10 protein-coding genes are annotated in these 11802 nt (G+C 65.9%); 4 read left to right on the top strand and 6 right to left on the bottom strand.

Annotated features, from left to right (window positions below; translation table 11 throughout):
• Positions 1-40: 40 nt before the first annotated feature.
• The 4 genes from QJS33_RS03885 to QJS33_RS03870 form a co-directional block, all read right to left on the bottom strand.
• Positions 41-250 (bottom strand): FxLD family lanthipeptide, encoded by a 210-nt coding sequence (locus QJS33_RS03885; RefSeq protein ID WP_306366453.1) that lies wholly within the window; start codon positions 248-250, stop codon positions 41-43.
• 11 nt (positions 251-261) lie between these two features.
• Positions 262-1527, bottom strand: coding sequence for a methyltransferase, FxLD system (fxlM, locus tag QJS33_RS03880; RefSeq protein ID WP_306366452.1), 1266 nt, complete (start codon positions 1525-1527; stop codon positions 262-264).
• Positions 1528-1766: 239 nt separating this feature from the next.
• Complete coding sequence (locus QJS33_RS03875; RefSeq protein ID WP_306366451.1) at positions 1767-2294, bottom strand: NUDIX hydrolase; 528 nt, start codon at positions 2292-2294, stop codon at positions 1767-1769.
• Positions 2295-2313: 19 nt separating this feature from the next.
• Entirely contained in the window at positions 2314-3516 is a 1203-nt protein-coding gene (locus QJS33_RS03870; RefSeq protein WP_306366450.1) for a helix-turn-helix domain-containing protein, read from the bottom strand.
• A 262-nt stretch (positions 3517-3778) separates the two neighbouring features.
• Here QJS33_RS03870 and QJS33_RS03865 point away from each other — a divergent pair, with 262 nt between their 5' ends.
• Both QJS33_RS03865 and tcmP read left to right on the top strand, forming a co-directional pair.
• A complete protein-coding gene (locus QJS33_RS03865; RefSeq protein ID WP_306366449.1) occupies positions 3779-4264 on the top strand; it encodes a hypothetical protein in 486 nt (161 codons plus the stop codon).
• A gap of 403 nt (positions 4265-4667) precedes the next feature.
• Entirely contained in the window at positions 4668-5786 is a 1119-nt protein-coding gene (tcmP, locus tag QJS33_RS03860; protein WP_306366448.1) for a three-Cys-motif partner protein TcmP, read from the top strand.
• On the opposite strand, the gene QJS33_RS03855 is transcribed toward tcmP, so the two are convergent.
• Entirely contained in the window at positions 5783-6538 is a 756-nt protein-coding gene (locus QJS33_RS03855) for a DUF5131 family protein (protein ID WP_306366447.1), read from the bottom strand. The two genes, tcmP and QJS33_RS03855, sit on opposite strands and share 4 nt — an antisense overlap.
• Before the next feature lie 359 nt (positions 6539-6897).
• Positions 6898-7884 carry a hypothetical protein gene (locus QJS33_RS03850; RefSeq protein ID WP_306366446.1) on the bottom strand — a complete coding sequence of 329 codons (987 nt, stop codon included), beginning with the start codon at positions 7882-7884 and terminating at the stop codon, positions 6898-6900.
• 428 nt (positions 7885-8312) lie between these two features.
• Between QJS33_RS03850 and QJS33_RS03845 the strand changes: the two genes are divergently transcribed.
• Both QJS33_RS03845 and QJS33_RS03840 read left to right on the top strand, forming a co-directional pair.
• A complete protein-coding gene (locus QJS33_RS03845; RefSeq protein WP_306366445.1) occupies positions 8313-8960 on the top strand; it encodes a hypothetical protein in 648 nt (215 codons plus the stop codon).
• A 655-nt stretch (positions 8961-9615) separates the two neighbouring features.
• A complete protein-coding gene (locus QJS33_RS03840; protein ID WP_306366444.1) occupies positions 9616-11781 on the top strand; it encodes a WD40 repeat domain-containing serine/threonine protein kinase in 2166 nt (721 codons plus the stop codon).
• The last annotated feature ends 21 nt before the right edge of the window (positions 11782-11802 follow it).

Below are 11802 nucleotides of genomic sequence, written 5' to 3'. Positions count from 1 at the left end.
CCCGTTGAGGTGAAAGGGCGCGCCCCGGTACGAAAGTGGATCAGCCGTTGTCGGTGCAACTGGGCGCGCAGGCGGACTGGCAGGTCTGGCCACAGCCGTCGTTGGTCATCGACCACAGGGACTGGTCCACGACCGGGACCTCCACCCGCAGGTCCAGGTCGAACGGGTCGGTCATCGTGGTGCGCAGGGCGCGGTCGCGTCCGCGGGGCACCAGTCCGGTGTCGGTGCGGTCGGCGAGGAGAGTGCTCATGGAAGGGCTCCTTACGTGTCGTTCGAGGGTCGGCGGTCCCAGTTCAGGACCATGTGGGTGTGGCGTTTGGTCACGACCCGCCCTGGGGGCAGGTCGGCGGCGGGAGTGGAGGCGGGAAACAGTTCGATGTGCGGGCCGAGGCCGCCCCGGTGGTCGCCGTCCCAGCGGCTGATCAGGTCGGTCAGTTGCTGGGCGACCCGGGTGGCATGGGGGCCTTGGCCGACGGCGCCGAACTCCCACATCTCCTGGCCGGGGATCCGACGCAGGATGCGGTAGGCGAAGCTCGCCCCGGCGGTGTCAACCAGGGCCGGGGTGCCGGTCAGGACGATGGGGCGGATCAACCCGGCCTGGATCGCCCCGCGCTGGGCGGTCAGCAGCGCCCAACCATCGGCCGCCGAGGCCAGGAACAGGTCCAGGCCGTCGGTGGCCTCCTCGGCTCCGACCCTCACCCCGGACCAGGACTCGGCGGGATCGGTGGTGAGGGCGGTGCGCAGCGCGTCGATGTCGGGCCGCGGCCCGTCCTCCAGGCGCAGGCCCACCTGAACACCGTCGGGTTCGTGGAGCAGGGGCATGGGTTCCCAGTGCTCACCCGCGCCCTGCATGCGAACGAACCCGCACGGGTCCACGGCCACCGCTCGCCAGTGGCCGTAGGCGGCGGTGCGTTCCAGGGTGAGGCAGCGGGTGAGTCCGCGTACCCGCATCGGGACGACCAAGCGCCCGTCGGGGGCGAGCTGGGCGTCCCAGGCCGGGGACAGGTCCCAGGCTCCAGCGGTGACGATGATGCGGTCGAACGGGGCACGGACCGCGAAGCCGTGTTCTCCGTCGGCGACCGCCAGGTGCACGCCTTCGACAGCAGCGTCGGCCAGGCACCGTTCGGCGCGGGCGATGACGTCGGGGGCGATGTCGATGGAGGTGACCTGGCCGGTGGGGCCGACGAGTTCGCGGATCAGGGCGGCGTTGTAGCCGCCGGAGCCGATCTCCAGGACGCGCTGGCCCTGGTGCAGGTCGGCACGGTGCAGCATGGTCGCGATGATCGAGGGCGCCGAGACCGAGCTGAGGGCCAGCCCGTTCTCCTCCTTGGTGACCACCGCCTGCTCGTGGTCGTAGGCCTCAGCTGAGGGAAGCCCTGGCAGGAACGTGTGCCGGGGTACGGTCCGCAGGACCTGCTCTACGGCCGGGGACAGGGGCGGCTGCCCGAGCCGGGCGTGGTCGGCGACGATGGCGTCGACCATCGCCTCGCGCGCCCGGATCGTATCGGTCGTGGAGGTGGCGTACACAGGGGTCTCCCAACAATCGGCGGATGCCGACGACCGACCACAAGGGCCGTGCCGTTCGGCGGGACAGGGACGGTTGCAGTGTCCCGCGCCGGAGGGTGACGACCTATGCGCACGCGCATATTCTCCATGTTCGATTTATGCGCGGTGTTCGATTCAGGGGGTCTGGCTTGGGGCGACGACCTGACCAACACAGTTGGGGTGCGGACCGCCGGTCGGGTTGAACCTGGTGGTGGAGGTGCTCACCTGTCGGGGGTGAGATAGACGGTGGTCTTGTTCTCCAACGCGATCAGAGCTTGACGGGTGCGGGCCCAGACGTCTTCGCGAAGGCACTGTGACGCCTGCTCAGGGGTGAACCATCCGATGTCGCCAACCTCGGGATCCACCGGGTGCAGGTTCGCTGCGCGCTCGGGGGTCAGTGTTCCACCGTCGAAGACGAACATGAGCAGGTCATCCCAGGGGTCGCGGGGCGGGACCCACTCCACGCACAGCAGATCCCCCAGGACGAGGGCCAGGCCGAGTTCCTCGCGCACTTCGCGCAGGGCGGCCTCATGCGGGGACTCGTTGGCCTCGGCCATGCCACCGGGAAGGTCCCAGAAGGGTTTGTAGGTGGGATCGACCAACAGCAGGCGTCCCTGTTCGTCGTGCAGGATGACTTTGGCGGCGACGCGCTTGCGGGCCTGGAACCGGTTGCCCTCGGCCAGCGTGCGGCGCCAGGCCGCTGGGTCGCGAACGTAGAGGGGTTCTTCTTCTCTACCGTCGTCGGCCATCGTGTACCCCTTCGCCTGTTCACCCGCTCCGGTTCAAGGTCGGTGCCGGCGACCCGTGTGGAGCTTTCCCCGTCTGGGACAGCACGGTAGCGACCGCAGGAACGTTGCGATAAGAGGCCAACGCCGCACGCACCTCCTGGAAGCGGGCGCTGGCCACGGCCGACCCCACCTCGGCGATCGCGGTCCCCGCTTCCGCGACGAGGCTGGCCGCCTCATCCACTTTGTGATGGCCGATCAAAGCTCGGGCCAGGGTCAGGGAGGCGAGCACGCGGGCCCGAACCCGTTCGGGGGAACGCAGGTTCAAAGCGTGGTGGGCGTGTTCGACGGCGGCGGTGTGGTCGTCCAGGTCGCACATGCTCCGGGCCGCTTCACTGGCCAACGATGCCAGGTCGAAGGGGCTGGTCCATTCCGAGGCGGGTGGGGAGATCGGTACGGACAGCAGGTGCTCGCCTTGACGGAGAAAGGTTCGGGCGGTGGTCGCGTCTCCGCGGGCGGCGTGGGCACGGGTGAGCATGGCCAATGCCCTGCCGCGTAGTGCGGTGTCCTCGGTGCCATCGAGTTGTCGCCAGGCTTGTTCGGCGGCGAGCAGCGCGTTCTCAGTGTCATCGCGATGCAGTGCCAGGTGGGCACGACTGGCCCAGATCTGTGCGGTGAGGGAACCCGCTTCTCCGGCTCGGGCCAGGTTCAACGCCCGTTGGAAGTGGTTGGCGGCGACATCATCGCGGCCTGCGTCGTGGGCCATCCATCCGGCCATCTCCGTCAGCCCCGCCGCGGCGATGAAAGTGGTGGGGGTGCCGCTTTCCGAGACTAGGGCAGGACCGACCCGGGAGGAGAGATAGCGCATGACCAGCGTGTAGAGGTGGCCGCCGCCCGCGCGCCGGTCCGCCAGCCGGAAAGCGGTGACGGCTTCGGCGGTGGTTCCCTCCACAACGTTCCGCCACAGAGAACCGAGAGCAGCGGAACCGTCAACACCAGCCTCTGTGCCGATGTCCGCCTTCGGCGTTGGCGACTCGGTAGAGCTGATGGCTCGGGGCTGAGGAAGGTGAGGTCCTTCCGTTTTCAACGGTGCGCCGAGTCCTCGAAGGGCCTCGATGGCTTTGCGTCGGTCGGTCAGCCCGTGGCCCGCTTCAGCTCGGGCGATCGTGCTCTGGGCCACCCCGCACATCCGGGCCAGCGCTTCCTGCGATAGGTCCCTGACGTGGTGTCGCAGGAATCGGATCACACTCCGAGCATCACGGTCTCGAACAGCGGCAACGACCTCAGGCTCACGCCACATGAAGGACGGGATACAGGTGCAGCCTCCTTGTCCTTCGCCGCGTGGACGACCGCAGTTACCGCACACAGGGGGCTCCTTCGGAAGGAGAAGCGCAGGGATGACCACAGTAACCAAACTCCAGCGAACTCTCCGGAGCTGAGCACTCCGGTTCCTGCAACTGGGACAGATCGCCGCCCAGGACTCCGGATGCGAGCGCACCGTGGCGCTCATGTGTGCCAACGCGGCGTGGGCTTACGCCGTTCTCGATGACGAGAAACGTTCCCTGGACTCCCTCGCCCGGGCCCACAACGCCTTCGCCCGCGCCGACTCGGACACCGCCCCGTGGGTGCGGTTCTTCCACGAAGCCGACCTGGACGCGCTCTCCGGCGTCGTCAACGCCGCGCTCCCCTCCCCCTCGCCCCGCACGTACACGGCCACGACCGAGCACCTGTACCGGGCCGTGGAGGCCCGCAGCCCGGACATGGGGCGCAGCCAGGCCTTCGAGCTGACCACCCTGGCCACCGCCCACCTGCGCAACGGCGACCCCGACCAAGGAGTCCTCATCGGCCATCGGACCGTCGACCTCGTCCGCCGCGTCTGCTCCGTGCGCATCATCGACCGCCTCGCCCCGCTCCAGCAGGCCGCCCTGAATTACCGAACCCGAGGAGAAACCGCCGATCTGGCCGCCGACATAGCTACCCTTCGCACATCATGAGCACCACTTCCTCAACGATCACGACCACAGTCTTCAGCTAAAGCCGCTTGAGGCGATTTGACGCCTCCCCCCGCAGGGCGACGCCGGAGGACCATACTTCCTCCTTCTGCACAGCGACACATCAAGCAAGTCGTCTACCTATAAACGACCCATCTCCGCACTCGTGGCGCAACAGTGCCGATAGCAAACGTGGCCCAAACTCCGAAATCCTCTCTGATGATATGGCCACTTCCGGCCACGGAAACCAGCCACCAAGAGACATAAGAGCAGGTCAAGCCCAACAAGGGGGAAGTCGGATCTTCCGACGAATCTACGCTCACCCTTGTGGTACTTGCTTCCAAAGTTCCCTCACGCGAGACTTGCATTGCTTGCCTGTGTGGATTCGTAACGCAAGGAGATCGAATTGAGTCGATCTGAAGAACTCAAAGAAAAGACGATTTGGCTCAGCGACCCGCATCTGCAGGTGAAGCACCTGGTCTATCGGAAGTACATGGACTGCTGGATGGCGAAGATCCTCCAGAAATTTCCTGAGGCCAGTATTGTGGATGCATTTTCTGGCCCTGGGATCTATCAGGATGGAGCCCCCGGATCCCCCATTCTGGCAGCAAAGGCCTATCTGGAGCACAGCGCTCGAGCAAGGTTCTCCAAACTCAATCTGATCTGCTTGGAGCAACGGGCTGATCGTGTGGAGGAACTGCGGAAGCAGTTCTCTAAGCCCCCCTCTGACCCGAGGCTGAAGGTCATGATCCAGGAACCAGGGGCCTTCGCCGAAGAGCAGCAACGCCTGTCCGCACTCGCACGAAGCGGAGATCCCAGACGCCCTGTCCTGTGGATCATCGATCCGTTCAGAATCAGGGACGCACCCTTCGAGCTGGTCCGCCGGTGCCTGGAGAACCGGCGCGATGAGGTGATCGTCACGCTTTTCACAGGGTTCATGCACCGATTCTGCGAAAAGGCCGGTTACGACGAGACCATGGACCGTTGCTTCGGTGGAGAACACTGGAGGGCCGCAGTGGCGGTGCCCGGAGCCGGCGCACGTAAAAGGGCCCTCGCCAGGGCCTATGAAGAGGGCCTGAAGCGGCTCGGCCTGTTCACCGGAAGCTTCGGCGTGCGAGTGAGTAACACCAGTGAGGTCTACCACCTGGTCATGGCTACTCACAATGAAGCCGGGCTCAGGTGCTGGAATCCCGTGGGATGGAAGCTGGACGGTTACACCGGGCTCAGCGCGTCTGCGGATACTGCCGCCGCCGATACCCTATTCGCCGACTCTCCCGTGGTCAACGCTCTCGAAGCCGCCCTTGAGGCCCATGCAGGAACCGAACGGACTTGGGCTCAGTTGTCACGGGAGGCGGCCGAACACCGGTTCGTCGACAAACATCTGCGCCAGGTTCTCGACCAGTTGGCCCAACGGGGACTGGCCATACGGGTTGAACCGGTCACGGCACGTACTCCGTGGCCTGAAGGATGCCGCGTGCGCTTCTATGCCCCCAAGGATGTTCGCGAGGCCGATACCTACGGTTAACGCTCGGCCAGCAGAGGTATCTCCGGCTTCTCATCCCAAGTCCGCCCATCGAGAAGTCGGCCGTTAGCCTTGGGAGTGCGACCGCCCCATTGTTTGAAGAAGAACGCGGTGGAGGTCTGCTGGCAGACATCACGGATCTGACGCACCCATTCAACCTGCATGGGTCGGTGTTCGTGGCCACTCTCCCCTCCTGCAATCACCCAGTCGATAGCGGCAAGGTCCAACTCCGCCAGCGGTCCCAGCAGAGGCTCGCAAGACAAGAACCTTACGGCTGCAGGGACCCGGCGCAAGTGGTCGACACGTTCGAGTACATCAGCCGATTCCACCGAAACCCCCATCCACACGTTGGGCGGCCAAGGCAGCTGATCAGCAAGGCGGGCCAAGCGCAGAGAACGCTTAGTCAAGATCTGGTACGTGTGCTGGGGTGTTTCGGCCATCACTGTGAAGACCTGGGTGATGAAGTCCTTGGGCACCCGAGCGTGGAACAGGTCACTCATCGAATTGACGAACACCAGGCGCGGACTCTTCCACTTGCGCGGTATGTCCAAAGCCTGAGGGTGGATGGTCACGTCGAACCCGGGGCCCGAAGTACGCGGGTCGCCATCGTTCTGGTACTTCTCCGCGCCCATAGCTTTGAGGCGTTTGGCCAGGGTGAGGGCATAGCAGTTGTCGCAACCGGAGGCGACGCGGTCGCAGCCAGTGGTGGGGTTCCAGGTGGCTTCAGTCCACTCGATCGAGCTTCGTCCTGCCACAGCGGCACCAGCCTTCGAAGACAACTACGGAAAAACGGACAAACCTGACTACGAGCCGAGTACAGCGATCACCAACAGGCTCAAAATCGAACACCTGTCCGTACATTAGCAAATAGGCAGCACCCTGCTGTAAAGAGCCCCCGGGAGATGGTTGCACAGACGTTGTATAAGACGTCACCTCGCTGGGTTCCACTACCGGGTCCAACAGCTGCCTTGAAGGTCCGCTGCTCACAGCCACTGCCCAGTTTCGCAGAGACTGCCTTCGTCTGGACGGTTTTCGCTGCGACTCGCACCATCAGAGCACTAGCACGGAAAGGAGTGGTGTCTGGCTGATGGCATATCCCAGCTTCCGATACAGGTCAGGGTGTTTCCAGGTCGCTGGTGGTGCGTACCCCGGGCCTGCGCAGAGCGGCCAGGGACACGTACCGCTGGCCCATCGTCCACGCCCACGGTCGGCCGGAGGCGGCCACCGTGTCGTTGACCACCGGCGCCTCCAACACCACCGTGTCGGGATCCCGCGGCCCCGAGAGCAGAAACACCATGTACTCCTTCCCCTCCTCCTGGACCCCGGCGTCCAGCGAGGCGCGGATCAACTCGCCGATCCGGGCGCCCCGGCCACCGTCGGCCTCGCGCCACAGCGCCTCCTCATAGGTGAAGGGCACGTGGTCCTCACAGGTGAGGATGTGGGCCAGGTGCGGCTGGATGGCCTGCCCGGCGTAGAAACCCATGTGGGTCAGCCCTTCCCGGAAAGCCCGGCCGGCCTGGCAGATGTAGGCCGAGGCCTCCAGATAGACGGGGTAGGCGTGGCTGGCGGCCACGACCACCACATCGTCGAAGGTGAGTAGGCCGTCGTTGTCGAACAGCGCCTGGAGCTCGCGCAGCAGGAACCGATCACGTTCAGAGGGCGCGAGGTAGGCGTCGTCCACCACGGCGGTGATGGCGTCGTGCAGGGCGGCGAAGTTGAACCACACCACACGCCGGTCGTCCACGACGTCGACGGCCGCGGGCCGTACGGGGTCGGGTGTGAGCACGAACAGGTACCGACCCGGCCCTTCTCCCAGGTTCGCCAGGTGACAGCGGAGCTGCTTGGCGCGGACCGTGCCGCGGGCGGTCTTGACCTCGAACAGGTAGGTGAAATCCGCCGAGATCCGGGCGTCGGGGACCGATCCCTTGGCGGTCTTGGGCTGGTTGGTGAAGGTAACCGTCTCCAGGGTGGCCTCGCCCGAGGCCTTGGCCAGGATCTCCTCGACCAGGGACAAGCCGATCCGTTCGAAGACGGCCAGCATGGAGGAGGTGACCCGGTTCTCGCCCTGCCGATAGGTGGAGAACAACGGTGTGGACGACACGGGGAACCTCCAGCACAGATGCAGGGATCGACCTGTCCGACCAGCAGACCAGCGCGGCTCATGAAGTTCAAGATCCCCACCTCGCGGGTCTTGCACTCGATGGTCGCTGGTCCCTTTGTCGAGGACCTTGCAGGGACAACGGCGGTCGGGGCGCGTCGCCTCGGCTCGGGCGAGTGGCTGCAGCGATGTCACGGGTGGCTCAGGACGTGATGGGCCAGCACAGCTGATCCGGATGGCTTGTCGTTTCCGCCTTTTGTACAGTGCCGGGAAGGACAACCGTGCGAACCGGCCGCCGTCCGCCGTCCGCCGCTGGCTGGTGTAGCGGACGCCCACCGGAACAGCCTCCTACGGATCGCAGAACATCCTGACGGATCTCGATCCGAGCAAGCCCATTCCTTGCGCGAGAGGGCGGCTGTAGGTTGACCGGCATGAGCAACTGGGGCAGCCGGTTCGGGACGTGGATCGAGCACCTGAGGCGCACACGGCCGGTATTCCAGTCCAAGTCCGACCTGGTGCACTCCCTCGCCCGCAGCATCCGCGCCTGCGACCCGACCCTGGAACTCCACCCCGGCGACGGCCGAGGAACCGAACGCATGGACCTGCGCGTGTCCGTCCCCGCAGTGGGGGTGCACCTGGCCCTGCGGCTGCGCTACCCCCGGGCGGCCTGGACCGGGACCGTGGCGGGCGAGCGGTTCGCCCTCAAGAACCACAGCGCCCAGGACCTGACCTGCTACGATCTGGTCCGCGACATCCGCGACCTGGAACAGCTCACCAACCGGCACCTGGGCTGGAACGGCGCCGTCCTGCTCCTGACCAACGACCCCCTGTACTGGAAACGCCCCGACCACCACCGGCCCGCCATCCACGACGCCTTCCGCCTCTACGAAGGCGCCCATCTGGCGGGCGTCCGCGCTTGGCGCCCCTACGCCGGCCAGGGCACCACCGCCAAACGCGAAGAACCCCTCGCGCTGCGCGGCACGTACCGGTGCACGTGGTCGTGGTACTCCCGGCTGGAAGGCCGCCGAGGCGACTTCCGGCTGCTGACCGTCCCCATCGGCAGACGAACACCTCCGTGATACCCACCTCGCGAGCACTCCACGGTCAGCGGCCGAACGTCGAACGAGAACCTCGAGAGGTGCCATCGGACGCCGTTATCGGCTGTGCGTGCTCCGGTCGTGCTCCGCGGTTTTGGACCGGGGCGACAGCGGGCGGCACAACATGGCACCGGACGGCACGGCGGATCGGATGGGGTGGTACGAAACGGTACGTAGCGACACATGACGGCACGTAGCCAGGGCACTTCTAATCCGATGGCCGCAGGTTCGAATCCTGCCGGGTGCGCCCCAAAACCCCAGGTCACAGGGGTTGTTCGAGAACCTCGCCAGAGGTCCTCGCCGCGTTCCAGGCCCCTGCGTGCTCCTGGTGTGCTCCCCAGTCCAAGGTCAGTGCAAGCAGGGGTCCACCTCCCCGAGCACTCTGCCCTCCCGTGACTCAGCAGGGCCGAGCCCGGGGACGGGCCCGTGTCCGCCCCACAGCCGCCCCGACGCCACCGCGTGGGGCCCGGCTGAACCCAGGCACGCCCTGTCGCCCCACAGGACCGGTTGCGGCCGTTTCAGTCGAAACCCCTTACCCCACAACGGTTCCCACGCCACAATCGGGTGACACAACCAACCAACCCAGACAGAGCCCACCCGAACGCTCCCCCCTCCCTCCGGGTAGAAGGCCAACACCGTGGACCCCCTCCACCCCACAGACCCCTCACACATCGGCAGATACCTGCTGACCGGACGCCTAGGCACCGGAGGCATGGGCCAGGTCTACCTCGCCCGCACCCCATCCCGCCGCCAGATCGTCATCAAGGTCATCCGCCCCGAACTCGCCCGGGAAGAGGGTTTTCGCGCCCGGTTCGCCCGCGAAGCCGACAGCGCCCGCAAAGTCGGCGGCTTCCACACCGCTCAGGTCATCGACGCTGACCCCGACGCCGCCGCTCCGTGGATCGCCACCGCGCACATCCCCGGCCCCACCCTCACCCAGACCGTCCGCGAAAACGGGCCCGTCACCCCGCCAGCCCTGTACATCCTGACCACCGGGCTCGCCGAAGGTCTTGACGCCATCCACGAGACCGGACTGGTGCACCGCGACCTCAAACCCGACAACATCATCCTCGCCAACGACGGCCCCCGCATCATCGACTTCGGCATCGCCCGCCCCCTAGACGCCGACAGCCTGACCACCCACGGCGCTGTCTTCGGCACCCTGCCCTACATGTCCCCCGAACAGACCGACGGCTCCCGCGTCGGCCCCGCCTCGGACATCTTCTCCCTCGGCACCGTCCTGGCCTACGCCGCCACCGGCACCAACCCCTTCCAGGGGACCACCATGGCCGAAACCCTGCGCCGCATCATCAGCCCACCACCTGACCCCGGACACATCGACGCCATCACGCGGGAACTGATCACCGGCTGCTGGAACCACGCCCCCGACCAACGACCCACCCCAACACAGATCCTGGCCTGTTTCCAATCACTCGACCTCGACGACTCCTGGCCCCCGCCCAGAACAGACGCCACCGTCGCCTATACCCCCCCGGTCAGCGATCCATCACCCCCACAAGCTGGTGACCCCAAACCCACGCCATCGGTCCAGGACATCTCCGTCACTGAACAGGAACCCTCGCTTCCCCCGAACGAATCACCGCCTCCAAACCCCGAACCCGAGGTCGGCAGACCCACACAACCCAAGACCGGGAAACCGCCCTCTGCCCCAGAACCGGCACCCGCCCAACACCCTGTTCCCGTGACACAGGTAGACCCCGCCCCTCAGCGGGATGAAGGAAACAGGACCCGAAGGAGTGCCCTTCTGGCTACGGGAGCCGTGATCGTCTCCATCGCCGCCATCGGCGGCGGCCTTATCTCACGGAACGCCTCTTTCAGCGACGGGGCCTCCTCCAATGCGGATGCCTCGTCCAGCGATAGCAGCTCACCTAGCGATGAGGCCTCCGTCAGCGAAGAGCCCAGTCAAGCGATCACCATTCTGGACGGCCACTCCAGCGACGTGAACTCGGTGGCCTTCAGCCCCGACGGCACCACACTCGCCACCGGCAGTAGCGACGACACCGTGCGGCTGTGGGATATCGCTACCGGCACAGAAATCATCAGTCTGGATGATCACAGCGATCAGGTGTCCTCGGTGGCCTTCTCCCCCGACGGCACCACACTCGCCACCGGCAGCTGGGACGACACCGTGAAACTGTGGGACATCGAGTCCGGCGAGCACGTCACCACCCTGGAGCACACCGGCGGCCCCGTGCGCTCGGTGGCCTTCTCCCCTGACGGCACCACACTCGCGACTGGCGACATGGATAACATTGTGAGGTTGTGGGATATCGAGACCGGCGAGGAAATCGCAGTCTTGGACGGCCACTCCAGAGACGTGAACTCGGTGGCCTTCTCCCCCGACGGCACCACACTCGCCACCGGCAGCGGTGATGGCACCGCTCGGTTGTGGGATGTCGACACCGGCGAGGAGATCGCCATCCTGCGGGGCCATGATGACAGCGTGAACTCGGTGGCCTTCTCCCCCGACGGCACCACACTCGCCACCGGCAGCGATGACTGGACCGTGCGGTTGTGGAATGCCGATACTGGTGAGCGCCTCACCACCCTGGACTGCAGCCTCTACGTCTACTCCGTGGCCTTCTCCCCCGACGGCACCACACTCGCCACCAGCAACTGCGGCTCCTCTTTGCCTGTGCTGCTGTGGGATATCGCCGCGGAAGAAGCGATCTCTCGCCTCGACCACAACGAAACCGTGAACTCAGTGGCCTTCTCCCCCGACGGCACCACACTCGCCGTCGGCAGCTCGGACAACACCGTACTGCTGTGGGACATCAACTGAGTGAAGTGTGCCCTTCCACTT

The organism is Nocardiopsis sp. CC223A (assembly GCF_030766825.1).
Lineage (GTDB): Bacteria > Actinomycetota > Actinomycetes > Streptosporangiales > Streptosporangiaceae > Nocardiopsis.
Note: the sequence above shows the minus strand (reverse complement) of the source record. Positions and strands in the feature narration are given on the sequence as shown.

Excerpts from the sequence above, each read along its gene's own strand:
- QJS33_RS03885 (WP_306366453.1), bottom strand. The coding sequence starts at position 250 with ATGAGCACTCTCCTCGCCGACCGCACCGACACCGGACTGGTGCCCCGC.
- QJS33_RS03875 (WP_306366451.1), bottom strand. The coding sequence starts at position 2,294 with ATGGCCGACGACGGTAGAGAAGAAGAACCCCTCTACGTTCGCGACCCA.
- QJS33_RS03845 (WP_306366445.1), top strand. The coding sequence starts at position 8,313 with ATGAGCAACTGGGGCAGCCGGTTCGGGACGTGGATCGAGCACCTGAGG.
- QJS33_RS03865 (WP_306366449.1), top strand. The coding sequence starts at position 3,779 with ATGTGTGCCAACGCGGCGTGGGCTTACGCCGTTCTCGATGACGAGAAA.